This window comes from Thioclava sp. UBA3469, from assembly GCF_002378135.1.
In the GTDB taxonomy this organism is placed as follows: Bacteria; Pseudomonadota; Alphaproteobacteria; order Rhodobacterales; family Rhodobacteraceae; genus Thioclava; species Thioclava sediminum.
Map to the genome: position 1 here is coordinate 40,485 of NZ_DFRG01000239.1, position 15,860 is coordinate 56,344.

General features: G+C 62.5%; 17 protein-coding genes. 9 read left to right on the top strand and 8 right to left on the bottom strand.

From position 1 onward, the window contains the following. The first annotated feature begins 56 nt into the window (after positions 1–56). The 8 genes from B3D39_RS17160 to B3D39_RS17195 all read left to right on the top strand — a co-directional run bounded on the left by B3D39_RS17160 (position 57) and on the right by B3D39_RS17195 (position 5,774). On the top strand, positions 57–893 hold the full coding sequence (locus B3D39_RS17160; RefSeq protein ID WP_274962353.1) for a hypothetical protein: 837 nt from the start codon (positions 57–59) through the stop codon (positions 891–893). Positions 894–973: 80 nt separating this feature from the next. Next, positions 974–1,588 carry a ribonuclease D gene (locus tag B3D39_RS17165; RefSeq protein WP_078522186.1) on the top strand — a complete coding sequence of 205 codons (615 nt, stop codon included), beginning with the start codon at positions 974–976 and terminating at the stop codon, positions 1,586–1,588. After that, complete coding sequence (locus B3D39_RS17170) at positions 1,569–2,525, top strand: KpsF/GutQ family sugar-phosphate isomerase (RefSeq protein WP_083076653.1); 957 nt, start codon at positions 1,569–1,571, stop codon at positions 2,523–2,525. The genes B3D39_RS17165 and B3D39_RS17170 overlap by 20 nt, the downstream gene beginning before the upstream one ends. Continuing rightward, complete coding sequence (gene lptC / locus B3D39_RS17175) at positions 2,525–3,127, top strand: LPS export ABC transporter periplasmic protein LptC (RefSeq protein ID WP_274962352.1); 603 nt, start codon at positions 2,525–2,527, stop codon at positions 3,125–3,127. Before B3D39_RS17170 ends, lptC begins: the two co-directional genes overlap by 1 nt. Positions 3,128–3,135: 8 nt before the next feature. After that, a complete protein-coding gene (gene lptA, locus B3D39_RS17180) occupies positions 3,136–3,627 on the top strand; it encodes a lipopolysaccharide transport periplasmic protein LptA (RefSeq protein WP_078570664.1) in 492 nt (163 codons plus the stop codon). Beyond that, positions 3,627–4,403, top strand: a complete 777-nt coding sequence (gene lptB, locus B3D39_RS17185; RefSeq protein WP_274962351.1) for an LPS export ABC transporter ATP-binding protein — start codon at positions 3,627–3,629, stop codon at positions 4,401–4,403. Before lptA ends, lptB begins: the two co-directional genes overlap by 1 nt. A 297-nt stretch (positions 4,404–4,700) precedes the next feature. Continuing rightward, positions 4,701–5,276: a ribosome hibernation-promoting factor, HPF/YfiA family gene (hpf, locus tag B3D39_RS17190; protein WP_078522191.1), complete on the top strand. Its 576-nt coding sequence runs from the start codon at positions 4,701–4,703 to the stop codon at positions 5,274–5,276. 33 nt (positions 5,277–5,309) lie between these two features. After that, the gene (locus tag B3D39_RS17195; RefSeq protein WP_078522192.1) at positions 5,310–5,774 is read left to right on the top strand and encodes a PTS sugar transporter subunit IIA; all 465 of its coding nucleotides are present in this window, start codon (positions 5,310–5,312) and stop codon (positions 5,772–5,774) included. 67 nt (positions 5,775–5,841) lie between these two features. On the opposite strand, the gene B3D39_RS17200 is transcribed toward B3D39_RS17195, so the two are convergent. The 8 genes from B3D39_RS17200 to cysQ all read right to left on the bottom strand — a co-directional run bounded on the left by B3D39_RS17200 (position 5,842) and on the right by cysQ (position 14,894). Continuing rightward, on the bottom strand, positions 5,842–7,233 hold the full coding sequence (locus B3D39_RS17200) for a nodulation protein NodH (protein ID WP_274962350.1): 1,392 nt from the start codon (positions 7,231–7,233) through the stop codon (positions 5,842–5,844). A 3-nt stretch (positions 7,234–7,236) separates the two neighbouring features. Beyond that, entirely contained in the window at positions 7,237–8,937 is a 1,701-nt protein-coding gene (locus tag B3D39_RS17205; protein ID WP_274962349.1) for a beta-1,6-N-acetylglucosaminyltransferase, read from the bottom strand. Positions 8,938–8,950: 13 nt separating this feature from the next. Continuing rightward, positions 8,951–9,961 carry a glycosyltransferase family 2 protein gene (locus B3D39_RS17210; protein WP_274962348.1) on the bottom strand — a complete coding sequence of 337 codons (1,011 nt, stop codon included), beginning with the start codon at positions 9,959–9,961 and terminating at the stop codon, positions 8,951–8,953. Positions 9,962–10,173: 212 nt separating this feature from the next. Beyond that, positions 10,174–11,196, bottom strand: a complete 1,023-nt coding sequence (locus tag B3D39_RS17215; protein WP_274962347.1) for a glycosyltransferase family 2 protein — start codon at positions 11,194–11,196, stop codon at positions 10,174–10,176. A 25-nt stretch (positions 11,197–11,221) separates the two neighbouring features. Beyond that, positions 11,222–12,208 carry a UDP-glucose 4-epimerase GalE gene (galE, locus tag B3D39_RS17220; RefSeq protein ID WP_078605921.1) on the bottom strand — a complete coding sequence of 329 codons (987 nt, stop codon included), beginning with the start codon at positions 12,206–12,208 and terminating at the stop codon, positions 11,222–11,224. Positions 12,209–12,211: 3 nt separating this feature from the next. Then, positions 12,212–13,105, bottom strand: coding sequence for a UTP--glucose-1-phosphate uridylyltransferase GalU (gene galU / locus B3D39_RS17225; protein WP_078522198.1), 894 nt, complete (start codon positions 13,103–13,105; stop codon positions 12,212–12,214). Between the two features lie 194 nt (positions 13,106–13,299). Next, positions 13,300–14,100 (bottom strand): 3-deoxy-manno-octulosonate cytidylyltransferase, encoded by an 801-nt coding sequence (locus B3D39_RS17230; RefSeq protein WP_274962346.1) that lies wholly within the window; start codon positions 14,098–14,100, stop codon positions 13,300–13,302. Beyond that, positions 14,100–14,894, bottom strand: a complete 795-nt coding sequence (gene cysQ, locus B3D39_RS17235; protein WP_078522200.1) for a 3'(2'),5'-bisphosphate nucleotidase CysQ — start codon at positions 14,892–14,894, stop codon at positions 14,100–14,102. The genes B3D39_RS17230 and cysQ overlap by 1 nt, the downstream gene beginning before the upstream one ends. A gap of 131 nt (positions 14,895–15,025) precedes the next feature. On the opposite strand from cysQ, the gene B3D39_RS17240 reads away from it, so the two are divergent. Continuing rightward, positions 15,026–15,847 (top strand): ABC transporter permease, encoded by an 822-nt coding sequence (locus tag B3D39_RS17240; protein WP_274962345.1) that lies wholly within the window; start codon positions 15,026–15,028, stop codon positions 15,845–15,847. Positions 15,848–15,860 lie beyond the last annotated feature (13 nt).

The following is a 15,860-nucleotide window of genomic DNA, read 5'->3' on the forward strand; positions in this document are numbered from 1 at the left end:
CATGGGGGAATGCTCGCTAGACCGCGCTTCGACTTTGCGTAAGGGGCAGTGACGCCATGACAGGCACGGATCGGAATATCGTCATCCATCTCGGGTTTCCGAAAACGGGAACGACGACGATCCAATCCCTGCTCGACGCTAATACGGCGCGACTGGAGCCAGAACTCACGATCGCCGCGAAAGGTGACCTGACACTGCAACTGCGCAAGGTCGCGATGCGGGCGATGCACGTGCCGATGGCGCGCGCGTTCTGGATGTGGCGGTTTCACCGCGGGTTGAAGCAGCTGCGCCGCGATGTCGATGCGATGACGTTCAAGACGCTGATCATCTCGGATGAGACCCTGTTCGGGCTGAATCCCGCGCGTCTGAGCGACATTTCGACCGCTGGGACTTACGAGGACATGCTGCGCGCCCTCGACGCTGCGCTGGACGGTTACGCGCCGCGCTACATCGTCTATCTGCGCGATCCCGAAAGCTGGAAGACGAGCTTCTACAATCAGAATTTCAAGCGCCGGCGCACGACGCAAAGCTTCGCCGACTGGTTGAAGGAGCATGACTTCGAGACCGGACCCTTGAGGGTGATCGAACGGATGCGCGTCGTTCTCGGGGACCGTTTGGCCGTTCGGCAGATGGAAGACGACCGTGCGGAAGGTCGTTTTCTCGGGCAGGCGCTTTTGGAATATGCAGGTCTGCCGCCAGAGCGTTTCGCCGATCTGGAGATGCCGCCCCGCCAGAACGAGAGTATGGCGCCCGCCGCGATCGAATTGCTGCGGATGATCCACGAGAACCCGGCCTTCCGCGGCAAGCGTTACCGTTTCCTCGTGCGGCTTTTCGCGCGGCATCCGGAACTTTTCGCCGAATTGCCCAAACCCGGGAACAAAGACGACGACTAGGCCGGGTTTCGCCATCTCGCGTTGGCAAGAACGCGGCAAAAGGCTTATATGCCCGGCAAGACGTTAAAGAAGGACACGCCGTGGCAATCCACCTGCATCAAAACGACCTTCCCGACGGGCTCGATCTCGGTCCCGTCGTGGCCATCGACTCCGAGACGATGGGCCTCGACCCCCGCCGCGACCGGCTCTGCCTCGTGCAGCTTTCGGCGGGCGATGGCGACGCGCATCTGGTGAAGATCGCCCAAGGTCAGACCGAAGCGCCGAACCTGTGCCGCATGCTGGCCGATCCGTCGGTGGAGAAGCTGTTCCACTTCGCGCGCTTCGACGTCGCCGCGCTCTACAATGCGTTCGGGGTGGAGACGAAGCCGGTCTTCTGCACCAAGATCGCCTCGAAGATGGTGCGGACCTTTACCGATCGCCACGGGCTGAAAGTGCTGGTTCAGGAGCTCGTCGGCGTCGACATCTCCAAGCAGCAGCAAAGCTCGGACTGGGGTGCGGCGGAGCTGACCGACGCGCAGATGGAATATGCGGCCTCCGACGTGCTCTACCTGCACCAGATCAAGGCCGAACTCGTGGCGCGGCTCGAGCGCGAGAACCGGCTCGGGCTGGCGCAGGCCTGTTTCGATTTCCTGCCGACGCGTGCGAAGCTCGACCTGCTGGGCTGGGATGAACCCAATGACATCTTCCACCACTGATTATTCCGACGTCGCCCGCCGCGTGATCGGCATCGAGGTCGCCGGGCTGGAAGCCTTGGCGGCGAGCCTCGATGGCGAGTTCTCGCGCGCGGTGGCGATGATACTCAAGACCGAGGGGCGCGTGATCGTCTCCGGCATGGGGAAATCGGGCCATATCGGGCGCAAGATCGCGGCGACGCTGGCCTCCACCGGGACGCCCGCGCATTTCGTGCATCCGGCGGAGGCGAGCCACGGCGATCTGGGCATGGTCACCCGGCACGATCTGGCGCTGGTTCTGTCGAATTCCGGGGAGACGCCGGAGCTGGCCGACCTGATCGCCCATACGCGGCGCTTTCAGATCCCGCTGATCGGTGTCGCGAGCCGCCCGGACTCGACCCTGCTGCGGCAGGCCGATCTGGCGCTGGTGCTGCCCAAGGCCGAAGAAGCCTGCGGCACGGGCGTTGTGCCCACGACCTCGACGACGATGACGCTCGCGCTGGGCGATGCGCTGGCCGTCGCGCTGATGGAGCATCGCGAATTCACCGCCGAGCATTTCCGCACCTTCCATCCGGGCGGCAAGCTGGGCGCGCGCCTGTCGAAAGTCTCGGATCTGATGCATCGCGATATGCCGCTGGTGGCGGAAGACACGCCGATGCCCGATGCGCTCTTGATGATGAGCCAGAAGGGCTTTGGCGTGGTCGGCGTCACCGATGAGGCCGGGCGTCTGACCGGGATCGTCACCGACGGCGATTTGCGGCGCCATATGCAGGGGCTGCTGGAGCACAAGGTCTCCGAGGTGATGACCGCCAATCCGCGCACCATCGCGCCCGGACAACTGGCCGAGGCCGCCGTGGCGCAGATGAACGAGCGCAAGATCACCGCGCTTTTCGTGGTCGAAGACGAAAAGCCCGTGGGCTTCCTGCAAATCCATGACTGCCTGAGGGCCGGGATCGTCTGATGATGTACGACAACAGCCATACGCGACTGGTGACCTGGGCGAAGATCGTCCTGCCGCTGCTCGCGCTGGCGCTGTTGTCGACGATCTTTCTCGTCTCGCGCCGGATCGATCCGAGCGCCGCGATCCCCTATGCCAAGGTCGATGTCGAGAAACTCGCGCGCGAAAATGCGGTCACCCGGCCCGAATATTCCGGCGTGACCGATACCGGCGCGACGCTCTCGGTGACCGCAGCAATGGCGCGCACCCAGCCCTCGCAGGATCAGGGTGCAAGTGCCGATCAGGTCGCGGCGAAGCTGACCGCACCCGATGGCCATGTGACCGATCTGAGCGCGAATGAGGGTCTATTCCAGCCCAATTCGAACCGGATCGACCTGACCGGCAAGGTCGCGATGCAGACCTCCGATGGTTACCGGGTGAACTCCGACAAGGTCGAGTTGCAGGCCGATAGCAGTATCCTGACCTCGCCCGGCCCGATCCATGGGACGTCCCCTTTCGGAACGCTCGATGCGGGCTATATGCAGATGGTCCCGACGGCGGATGGCAGCAGTCACGATCTTGTTTTCAAACAGGGTGTGAAGCTGGTATATCAGCCGCAACAATGAGGGTGTGGATGTTTCGAGCGCGTTTTTTCACCGCCTGTGCGATGGCGGTTTCGTTCCCGGTTCTCGTGATGGCGCAAAGCGTCGATTTCGGCGGGCTGCGCGCCGACAAGACGGCCCCGGTCGAAGTCACGGCCGACTCGCTCAACGTCAATCAGGAAAGCGGCCAGGCAGTGTTCTCCGGCAACGTGGAGGTCACGCAGGGCGACATGCACATGAAAGCCGCTGAGCTTGAGGTGTTCTACGCCAGCGACAAACGCTCCGAGATCACCCGGCTGCACGCAACGGGCGGCGTCACGCTGGTTTCGCCCACCGAGGCGGCAGAGGCCGAGGAAGCCGTCTACGACGTGAAGGCGGGCACCGTCGTGATGACCGGCAACGTGCTGCTGACCCAAGGCGACAACGTGATGTCGGGCAACAAGCTCAATGTCGATCTGAGCACCGGCGCCGGCACGATGGACGGGCGTGTGCGCACGCTTCTGAAGCCCGCCGGGAGCAAGTGATGACCGAGGACGCCGTCAAAAGCGACACCGGGCTGGCCCCGGTCGCGGGCCAAGGCGGTTTGCAGGTCCGGGGTCTGCGCAAGAGCTACAAGCGCCGCCCCGTGATTCGCGACGTCTCGCTCGACCTGTCGCGTGGTGAGGTCGTCGCGCTTCTCGGACCGAACGGTTCGGGGAAAACCACCTGTTTTTACAATATCGCCGGTCTGATCCGCCCCGATGCGGGCGAGGTTCTGATCGACGGGCGCGATGTGACGGGCTTGCCGATGTATCGCCGCGCGCGGCTTGGGATCGGCTATCTGCCGCAGGAAGCCTCGATTTTCCGCGGGCTTTCGGTCGAAGAGAACATTATGGCGGTGCTGGAGGTGGCGGAATCCGATCCCCATACCCGCCGCGAGCGGCTGGAAGAACTTCTGGGCGATTTCTCGATCGGCCATCTGCGTCAGGCGCCTGCGCTGGCGCTGTCGGGGGGCGAACGCCGGCGCTGCGAAATCGCACGCTGTCTGGCCGCCGATCCGAAATATCTGTTGCTGGACGAACCCTTCGCTGGCGTCGATCCGATCGCCGTGTCGGAGATTCGCGCGCTCGTCGCACAGCTGAAAGATCGGGGTATCGGGGTTTTGATCACCGATCACAATGTGCGCGAAACGCTCGAGATCGTGGATCGGGCCTATATTCTGCACGACGGGACGGTGCTGATGTCGGGCACTGCGGAAGAGGTTGTGCAGGACGAAAACGTGCGCCGCGTCTATCTCGGCCAGCACTTCCGCATCCTCTGATCGTGATCCGCGGATCACTGCCGGGTGCCTCCGCCTACCGGCAGTTTTGCACTGCAGCGAGGGAGACCCGTTGACACCCCCCACGATCCATCCCCAAATACATAAGAGATGCGTAATGTTCGCCCCCACTCCCCGGGCGCGCTTGCGGCCCCCGAGAGGGGTCCGGCGCGCGGAAGGTCCCCGAAAGAGGGCCCGGGCGAATTCAGACTCAACGCGACTTTTCAAGAGATTAACCGGCCCGAAACACCTCAGCCCAAAGGCTGGGGTCACTGGCCCAATGCGTGAAGGAGGAAATCCATGCGTTACCAAATCACCGGCAAACAAATCGATGTCGGAGAGGCCCTGCAATCTCACGTCAAGTCGGAGTTGGGCGAGGTCGCCGAGAAATACATGCAGCGTCCCACCGATGCGCAGATCACCTTCTCGCGCGATGCGCATGAGTTTATTTGCGAGGCGACGGTGCACCTGTCGACCGGGCTCACCGCTTCGGCCAAGGGTCATGCCACGGAAATCTATGCGGCCTTCGATGCGGCGCGCGAAAAGATGGACAAGCAACTGCGGCGTCACAAGCGCAGATTGAAAGATCATCACCGCGACCGTGCTGAACCAGTTGAATTCGAAGCTGCAGGTCTATATGTGCTCGCCTCGGAAGAGGATGACGATACCGGCGAGACGCACGAAGGCGCTCCGATGATCGTAGCCGAGATGGAAACCAAGGTTCCCACTCTCTCGGTCGGTGAAGCGGTCATGCAGATGGAGCTGTCTGATGCGTCGCTACTCGTCTTCCGCAACGAGAAACATGGCGGGGTCAACGTCGTTCATCGGCGTGAAGACGGCAATGTCGGCTGGATCGACCCGCGCAACAGCAAATGAGCGGCCCGGAACGGGCGCGGAGTAGACGAGTTCATGGACCTATCTAAACTTCTCGTGCCTGGCGCGGTCAAAGTGCTGTCGAATGTCACGAGCAAGAAACGCCTGTTTCAGGATCTCGGTGACATCGCGGCGGCGTGCTACAAGATCGACGCCGCAGAGACTGTCGATGCGCTGCAGGAGCGTGAAAGCCTCGGGCCGACCGGTGTCGGCCACGGCGTTGCGCTTCCGCATGCGCGGCTCGACGGGCTGAGCGAAGTCGTGGGTGTCTTCCTGCGTCTGGAAAAGCCGCTCGATTTCGATGCGGTGGACCGGCTGCCGGTCGATCTGGTCTTCGCGCTCTTCGCGCCGAAGGATTCCGGGGTCGAGCATCTTAAGGCGCTGGCCCTCGTGTCGCGCACGATGCGCGATCCGGAAACCTGCGAGAAGCTGCGGGCGAATACCGATCCGTCGACGCTGCACGCGGTGCTGACCGAGGCGCAGAGCCGTCAGGCGGCCTGAACCGGTCTCGAATGAAATTCGAAAAAGCGCGTCGGTCCGCCCGGCGCGCTTTTTTCGTGGCGCAGGCTCAGTCGCGCCAGTTGCCGAAGCCGAACTGCATCATGTCGCGCGTATAGGTCTCGCGCGCGGCCGCCTCGAGGTCAGGCGTCCAGATATCGGTGAGCTTGATCGGCGCGGTGTCGGTCTCGCCCGGCGCGAAGGCAGGAGCCTCCACCCCGGCCATGTTGGCGAGATAGGCGAAATCCTCCGCGATCCGCTCCTCGCGCACCAGAAGGTCGGGCAGGGCGAACTGGCCGATCCCCTGAAGCGCCGCCGATTGCGTTGCCCAGAGCGTATTCACCGGCAGGCTCGTCTGGTTCGCGAGATTGGATTTGAGCCAGCCCAGGAAAGCGATCAGCGCCTCGGCATAGTCGCCTTGCGCGATGCTCTGCCCCTCCTTCGGGATCGGCAACTTGTAACTTTGACGCAGGACGGCGCGGGTCTCGTCCATATTGTCCCAGTTGAGCACCACGTTGAACGCGAGATGCGCGCGCATCAGCGGGTGGCGCAGCACGGTGAAGCTGCGATGGCCGGGATGGCGACGTTTCCACTGACGCAGGGTCTTCTGGCTGAACCCTTCGACCAGTTCGCCGGTCTCCGCCAGCCAGTCGCGGATCGGCGCATCCATCGCGGGCCGGAGCGGCATATAAAGCAACCCCGCCTCGCTCGCGATGAAACCGGGCACGCCGGGACCGCGCCGGGGCTCGAAATTCGGGGTCTTCGACAGGTTGAACCGGTCGAGCCGCGCCAGCGATACTTCCATCCCCGGGAAATTCGCGACCTTCGCCTCGAGCGGCTCGGGGTTCTGCACCTTCAGGGTCTCGGGCAGCTTGTCGAGTCGCCCCGCGACGCCCAACCAATTCGCGAGACCGTTGAGCACCTCGACCGACTGCGCATCCTCGTAATCGATATAGAAGGCCGTCTGCCCCGAGCGCTGCAGCGCGTTTAGCAAAGTCACCTGAAAATCCTGCAGCCCTTCCAGATGCGCCTCGAACTCCTCGGCGTCGAAGCGCGCCTTCGTGGCCTTGCGGTGCTTCGCATCGCCCAGCTTCCACTGGCCCGTGGCGCGCGCGATCATCAGGCTGACATAGCTCTCGATCGGATTGCGGGTCAGCACGATCTTCGCGCATTTCGGATCGTTCACGAAGACGGCGAGCATCCGCGGGTCGTGATCGTGGAAATAGCGGCAGCCGTTCAGCCCGTCCTGCGATTTGATCGCGGCCCATAGCGTCAGCGGGTCGTCATCGCGCTGCGCCTTGGTGACGCCAACCAGCTCCTTGCGGTTGGGATAGCCGATCAGCGCCGGATTGAACGCCTCGCCGTGGCAGGTCACGCCGTCGAGATCGTTCAGCGCAGCTTCCAGCAGATTGGAGCCGGTGCGCATCTCGGCGAAGACGACGAAACTGTCAAATTTGGGCATGTCTTATTTCACCAGATAGGGGCGGCCGCGGCGGCTGGCGGCATCGCGCTGCCCGCTTTGCTCGAGCGGGAAATCCCCCATCACGAGCGGCTGCATCCCCTGGTTCTTTAGATTTTGCAGGAATTGGTTGAACCCCGACAGATCGACCATCTGCGGCGCTTCGGTCAGGCGACGGGTCGCGCGGGGGCTGATCTCGTCGATGATGGTCTGCAGGGGCTCCATCGGGTTCTCGATGAAATCCGCGACGGTCCAGATTCGCACGCGCGCCTTCACATACATCGAGCGCAGGATCTCCAGATGCTCCAGCTCGCGTTTCTGCAACATCGCGGCCTCGCGCCGGATCGTCGCGAAATTCTCGTTCTTGCGCGACAGAGGCAGCGCCCAGGCCCCGGTGATGACCGAGATTTGCGCATTCGGATCGGTCGCGGTGAACCAGTTATTCGCCTGATTGTCGCGCGGCGAGAACATGTAGCATTGCCGCTCCCCGCGCGAGTTCCAGATCAGGTTCGTGAGAAAAGCCCGCGGGTTGTAGTCGCGCAGCGCCGCGTCGTCGGTCAGGCAGCCGTTGAACATCCGCTCGTTGCCGGCGAATTCGGCGCGCTCGGGGGCGTAGAGATGGCCATGCACCCGCGCGCCCACATATTTCGCGAGCCAGCCGTCGAAATTCTCGAAGAGATCCGAAAAGCCGTGGAAGATCGAATAGGGTGCCGAAGTCTTGCCGTTCTCGTGGTCCTTCTTGGGAAACCGGCTTTGCATGTAGAGGCCCGGCCGCCCGCGCGTGCGCCGCTCGATCGACTTGGAAAACAGCCGGTCGATCTTGGCCGGGTTCGGCTCCGCCATGACGGACCGCCCGGGGCTTTTGTCGAGGAAGGTCCGGTAAAGCTTGTCCGCCTTGGGCCAGATTTTCCGCGCCACGAAGCAATCCGACCGCCGCAGGAGCTGCAGGTGATCGTCGTAGAAGATATGCGGCTTGCCCTGAAAATCGAACTTGGTCAGCGTCAGCGACCGGCTCTCGATCGAGGTGGAATAGAGCCTTGCGAGGGTCTGGAAATAGCTCTCATCCGGAATCCAGACGCGCTTGAAATAGCGGTCGTAAAGCGCGCGATCGGGGTCTTCCAGAATGGCCGACAGCGTCTGGCGCGTCAGGCACCACCATTGGCTGCCCAGATGCGGCACCAGCCCGTCGGGGATGCGCCGTTTGAAGCCGACGCGGCGCTGAAACTCGACATAGCGGTCGAACATGCGCCGCTGCTTTTTCCACGAAAACGGGAAGCGCAGCGTGAAGCGTTCGATGTCGATCCCGCCCACGGTCCAGCCGACTTCCGTGGTGGTCACGCTCTCGATGAAATCGGTATAGGGCCGCGCGTCGAGATAGTCGGTCAGCTCGTGCAGCGGGCGCAGCGGCAGGCAGGAGCCCGACGCCAGATAGACGTGGCGCACGTCGTCATGCAGCGCCAGCATCTGCTCGGCCGCGGCTTGGCTGGCGGCGACCAGCGACCAGGTGCCCCAGTCGCATTTGTAGCGCCGTGAGAAGGAGACATTCTCCAGATCGGCGAGCATCTTCTTGAAGCCGTTATAGTCGTGCGAGGTCACGCGGGCATCGACATGGATCACCACGGGCGATCCGCCCTCCGACCAGAACCGCGCGACCTGCGCGGCCCGGTCGAGCGCGGTGTGGCACATCATGATGAATCCGACTGTCACGCGCCTCGTTTCCTCACGCCCAATTGCCCTTCGACATCAGCCCGAGGATCTCGAGCTGGCGCCAGTTGATATATTTCTCAGACCATTTGCACCACAAAACGGGCTCTTTTGAGATCGTGCGGGCATAGGCGTGATATTCGCGCGATCCCGCGTAATGCTGTTTGCGCTCCAGCTCTTCATCGACCTTGTCGGTCAGCGGCGAGAGGAACTTCGCATGCAGCAGGCAGCCCGAGACCATCTCGCCGCCAATCGTGTCGTATACTTGGTTCAGACCACGCGGCAGCAGCGCATGGGTCGAGGAGATATAGACGTTCCCACGCTCCCATTTGACGAGCGGGATCTTGTTGAGCGAGGGGGCCTTCTTGGGCGCGTCGGGAAAGAAGATGCGCGCCCGGGGCCCGCCTTGAATCCACAGATTGTTGGTCTCGGGATTCGGCGAGATCATGTAATTGCCCGCATCGAACCAGCAGGCCAGATCGAACGGGTTCTGCCCCTCGCGATAGGGCTGCGCGTCGATCGGCCCTTTCGGATACATATCGAGCAGCATCGCCGGAAAAGACCGGATGCCATAAGTATCGAGCCAGTCGGTCAGCGCCTGAATGGGCCGCGTGTCGCAGAACGGGTAGACGAAGAACTCGTCCGGATCGAGCGTCAGCGTCCAATGCCCGGTGCCGTATTTGCGCAGCAGCCAGTTCATCCAGTCGATGCCGAAATTCGACGCCTTGTAGGAGGCGTCCGTGTGCCAGACCGAGCAATCCTCCTGCTGGGCGAGATACTCGGCGCTGCCATCGTCGCTGCCGTTGTCGACAAACAGGAAGTGCCCGACGCCCATTTCGCGGTAGTAGCGCAGGAAATAGGGCAGGCGGATGCGTTCGTTGCGGGCGGTGACGAAGACGAGGATATCCTCGGGGCGGATGTCGCCGGTGTGGTCGGAATAGAGAGAGAGTTCGCGGCTTTTGCGGAAAGCCCGAATCTGCCGAATTCTGCGTTTACGGCGCAGCCTGGCGATCTCTCTCAGTCCCAATACCCGTCCCTCTCCGACGTCGCGGTCATTTCGTGCCGCACTGGTCCCTTGCTACTCGCAGCGTAGTTCTCAAATCGTTAAAGGTCGCCCTGTTCAAATCGGCAAGTTTTCAACGGCTTATCAATATCTTCCGATACTTACCCGGTTTGCGCGCAGCTGAGAAGGCCACGCCTAACGCTTGCGTCAGCAATGTTGCCTCCAAGTCAACAAGTTCACATCCAGCCGCCGCGCGACATCAGCCCCTGCGCCTCCAATTGCCGCCAGTCGCCTAGCCGCGTCGAATGCGGCGTCCAGAGCTCCGGATCGGCGGCCAGCGCGTCGTAATACTGGTCGAATTCCGCGGGCTGGCCGAAATGCTCGCCACGCGATTTCTCCTCCTTCGACTTGTCCACGATCTCGTCGAGAAACTTCGTGTGCAGCAGTAGCCCCGAAATCGCCTCGCCGCCCTGTGTGTCGTAGGTCTGGTTCAGGTGGCGCGGCAGCAGCGCATGGGTCGAGTTCAGATAGGCCCATCGCCTGTGCCAGCGCACCAGCGGGATCTTCGACAGGGTCGGCGATTGGCGCGGGCTGTCGGGGAAAAACGCCCGCGCCCGTGCCCCGCCTTGGATCCACAACGCATCGGTCTGTGCCTGCTGGGTGATCATGTAGTTCCCGGCATCGAACCAGCTCAGGATCTTGCGCGGATCCTGCCCCGCCTCGTAGCGCTGCGCGCCCAGCGGCCCTTTCGGGTAGAGGTCGAGCATCATGGCCGGGAAACTGCATTGCTCCGACCGGTCGAGCCAGTCGGTCAGCGCGGGCAGGGGGCGGCTGTCGTGATAAGGGTAGATCAGCAGCTCATCCGCATCGACGGTCAGGCACCAGTGATCGTGCCCGTAGCGCAGCATCAGCCATGTCACCCAATCGAGCCCGAAGCGCGAGGCCCGGTAGCTGCCCGACGTCTGCCACAGCGACACGTCGCGCGCCTCGGCCAAGAGCGCGGCGGTGTCATCCGTGCTGCCATTGTCGACGATCAGGAAGTGATCCACGCCGAGCTTGCGGTAATGCTTGAGAAAGAAGGGAAGCCGCCGCGCCTCGTTGCGCATCACCGCGAAGGCGAGGATCGCGCCGGGCTTTATCTTGCCCGTGCGGTTGGTGACGGGGTCGAGCTGGTGCCGTTTGCGCAGGGCGCGCCACAGGAAATGCTTGCGCTTGAGGCGCAACCTGTAGCTCTCCCAAAGCTCATGGCGCGATGGCATTCATTCTCCTGACCCTACCTCGGGGTCAGTATTCATACTCTGCCGCCTGATGCCAACGCCATGCATCGGAAATCATGGTGGACAGGTCCGACCGCTTCGGCTGCCAGCCAAGCTCCTCGGTCGCCCGTTTCGAGCCCGACACCAGCGCCGCCGCATCGCCGGGACGACGGTCGCCTTCGACAATCGGGACGTCTTGATTGGTCACCGCGCGCGAGGCGTCGATCACTTCGCGCACCGAGAACCCGTTGCCCGAGCCAAGGCAGAACACCCGCGAGGGTTTACCGTCCTCGAGCCATTTCAGACCCAGAACATGCGCATCGACCAGATCGGAGACATGGACGTAATCGCGAATGCATGTGCCGTCGCGCGTCGCGTAATCCGAGCCGAACACGGTGAGCGCCGGACGTTTGCCCGCGATGGCATCCAGCATCAGCGGAATCAGATGCGTCTCGGGGATGTGCTGCTCGCCGACCTCCGCGTCGGGATCGGCGCCCGCCACGTTGAAATAGCGGAAGATCACCGAGTTCAGCCCGTGGCTCGCGCCGAAATCGCGCAGCATGTCTTCGATGGCCCGTTTCGAGCCGCCATAGGCATTGATCGGGCGCTGTTCGGTGTCTTCGTTCAGCACCACCCCGTCCTGATCGCCATAGGTCGCGCAGGTCGAGGAGAAGACGAAGTTGCGGCAGCCCGCATCGACGGCCGCTTCAATCAAATTCAGCGCGCAATTCACGTTGGTGCGCCAGTATTTCGACGGGTTCTGCATCGACTCGCCGACAAGGCTCAGCGCCGCGAAATGCATCACCGCGATCGGCTGATATTTCGCGAAGACCTCGTCGAGGCGGGAACGATCGGCAAGATCGCCCTCCTCGGCGGGGCCGAACTTCACCGCCTCTTTCCAGCCGGTGGAGAAATTGTCGAAGCAGACCGGGACATAGCCCGCCGCGGCCAGCGCTTTGCAGGCGTGCGAGCCGATATAGCCCGCACCACCCGTTACCAACACATGTTGCTGCATCGCTTACTCAGCCGCCTGCCGCATCGCGGAAAGATCGGAGAGATATTCGCCGAACTCATCCTTCAGATCCGGGCGCTGGAGGCCGAAAGCCACCGTCGCCTGCAGGAAGCCCGCCTTCGAGCCGCAATCGTAGCGCTGCCCGTCGAAGCGATAGCCATAGACCGAGTTGCCGCCATGGATTTCCTGCGCGATCGCGTCGGTCAGCTGGATTTCACCGCCAGCACCCGCCTTGCGCGCATCGAGGTTCCACATGATGCGCGGGGTGAGGATGTAGCGACCGATCACCGCGAGGTTCGAGGGGGCATCCTCGGGCTTGGGCTTTTCGACCATGCCGTTGACCTGCAGGCGCGGACCGTCGCCCGGGGCGACATCCAGAACCCCGTAGGACGCGGTCTTGTCGGCGGGCACTTCCATCGCCGCGACATAGTTCCCGCCGGTCTCGTTATAGGCTTCCATCATCTGCTGCAGACAGGGCTTGTCGGCGGCGATGACGTCGTCGGTCAGGATCACGGCGAAGGCTTCGTCATGCACGAGACGACGCGCACACCAGACCGCGTGGCCCAGACCCAGCGGCTGGTTCTGGCGGACATAGGCAATCGCGCCGCTGTCCATATTGGTCTGCTGCAGCTCGTCGAGGATTTCGGTCTTGCCCTTTTGCGCCAATGCGCTTTCCAGTTCGGGGGCGTTGTCGAAATAATCCTCGAGCGCCGATTTGCCGCGCGAGGTGACGAAGATGAATTCCTCGATACCGGCCGCACGCGCCTCGTCGATGGCGTATTGGATAAGCGGGCGGTCCACCAACGTGAGGATCTCTTTCGGGATCGACTTCGTCGCGGGGAGGAAGCGGGTTCCGAGGCCGGCCACCGGGAAGATCGCCTTCGTCACCTTGCTTTTCATTCGTCACCTATAGGGTTGCTACGATTAAATCGTCAGAAGTTGGTTTATTGTGTCCCCAAAGCCGTGATCCAACAAGGGACCGGTTCTGGCGTTGAGCACTCCCGTGGGAAGAAATGCTGCAAATGCGAAAATTGTTTCGTGCAATGCCGTGAAAAACCGCATTTTTAGTGCGATAGGCGATAAATTGCGTGCGTTCAGGGAAGCTGCATCTGCAGCATCATGGATTCGATCCGGGCCACATCTGACGGATTGTTGAGTTCCCAGAACTGCCGTCCGCGCGACTCGACCTCTGCGCAGAGCACTGCGCGACCGTTCTCCAGAAAGCGCAGCTGCTCCAGACCTTCGAGGGTTTCCAGAGGCCCGATCGGCCAGCCCGCATAGGCTGCCAGCGTGTCCGGCCGGTAGGCATAGACGCCCACATGGTGGAACACCGGCGTGGGGGCTTCGTCCGCGTAAGTCTCGGAGGTGAAGGGAATAACCTCTTTCGAGAAATAGAGCCCGCGATTGCCGGCGCCGAACACTGCCGTCGTGCCGCCGACGCGCCCGTTCTGGCGATCTTCCAGCAGGCTGTTGAGCGTCGCGCCTTCGCAGCGCAGCACCGGGGTGGCCAGCTCGGCCCAGTCATTGGCGCGCAGGCCCGCCACTAGGTCTTCGATGAACCAAGCGGGGGTCAGCGGTGCGTCGCCCTGCAAGTTCACGACGATGTCGAAATCGCCGCCAAGGGTCGCCGCCGCTTCCGCGCAGCGCTCGGTCCCGTTGCGGCAGCTCTCGGAGGTCATCACCACCTCGGCGCCGAAGGCTTCGCAGGCCTCGCGGATACGATCGTCATCGGTCGCTACCACGACCCGGTCGACGCCGCCGACCTGCGTCGCGGCCTCCCAGCTGCGCTGGATCAGGGTCTTTTTCTCGCCCGTGGCGCCGGTCAGTTCGACCAGCGGCTTGCCGGGATAACGGCTCGACGCGTAGCGCGCCGGGATAACGATCAGAACCGACATTACTTCACCAAGAGAACGCCGGGGGCATAGGCGATGAAGAACGGGTTCTCGAAGCCCGGCTTGCCATAAGTGAAGGGTGCGTGATCGTCGAAGCGGATCATTTCGCCGCCCGCGCCGCGCAGAACCGCGTCACCGGCTGCCGTGTCCCATTCCATCGTGCGCCCGAGGCGCGGATAGAGATCGGCCTCGCCGGTCGCGACGAGGCAGAACTTCAGCGACGACCCGGCCGAAGCCATGTCCTTCACCGCATATTTGCCGATGTAATCGTCGGTCGCCTGATCGCGGTGCGATTTCGACGCTACGACCATCAGACCGCGATTGTCGGGCATCGAGACGGTGATCGGATGCTGCTTGCCGGGGCGTTCCTTGTCGAAGGGGCCATCCTCTTCGACCGCGCGGCCCTCGGCCAGCGTGTAGAACAGACGTCCCTTGGCGGGGGCGTAGACCACGCCGCGCACGGGCTTGCCGTTCTCGACATAGGCGATGTTCACAGTGAAATCGCCGCGGCGCTTGACGAATTCCTTCGTGCCATCGAGCGGATCGACGATCAGAAAGGTCGACACCTCCTGCGAATGGCTCGCGGCCTGCTCTTCGGTGACGAGCGGCATATCGGGGAATTCGGCGCGCAGCCCCGCGGAAATCAGCGCGTCGGCGGCCTCGTCGGCCTCGGTCACCGGCGAGTTATCCGACTTCGACTTCACCTCGAAATCGGGCGAGTCGTAGATCTCCATGATCTTGTCGCCTGCTTCGAGCGCCAGCCGCCGCATCACTCGCATCAGATGTTCGAAATCCATCGTCACGCCTCTCCCGGCCTTGTTAAGGCCCAATTGCTATGCTCCAACTCCCCCCTTATGATGCGGCGATAAGGGTTGAGCAAGCAATCCGACCTAGCTTGGGCCGCAACGATGCCCGAATCGGCAGGGACATGTTCAGACCAGAGACGAAAACGACCAAGCTCGGCACGACCTTCAGCCTGCTGGAGCTGATTTATCACGCCACCGTGCGCAATCTGCGCAAGAACCACGGGAATGCGTTGATCGGTCTGTTGCTGAACATGTTTCAGACGATGCTGTTGGTCATCTCTTTCTACATCATGTTCAGCGTGCTCGGGATGCGGTCGAGCTCGGTGCGGGGCGATTTCCTGCTCTACATCATGACGGGCATCTTCCTGTACATGACCCACACCAAGACCCTCGGCGCGGTCTTCGGGTCGGAAGGGCCCACATCGGCGATGATGAAACACGCGCCGATGACCACGGCGATATCGATCGCGTCGGCGGCGCTCAGCGCGCTCTATATTCAGGTGCTGTCGATGGTGACGGTGCTCTACATCTACCACGCGGCCTTCAAACCGATCGAGATTTACGACTGGGTCGGCGCGTTCGCGATGGTGCTGCTGGCTTGGTTCACGGGGCTCGCGGTCGGGGTCGTGCTGCTCGCGGCGAAGCCCTGGGCGCCCGAAGTGGTGAGCGTAATCCAGCAGGTCTATACCCGCGCCAACATGATCGCCTCGGGCAAGATGTTCCTCGCCAACAATCTGCCGCACAAGATGTTGATCCTGTTCAACTGGAACCCGCTGTTTCACACGATCGATCAGGCGCGGGGCTACACCTTCATCAACTACAATCCGCATTTCTCGAACTGGGAATACCCGCTCTATGTAGGGCTCGCGATCCTGATGATCGGCCTTCTGGGCGAGTTTTATACGCGCCAATACGCGTCGCTCAGCTGGGGTGCGCGGCGCTAAAAGGCAGGCAGTG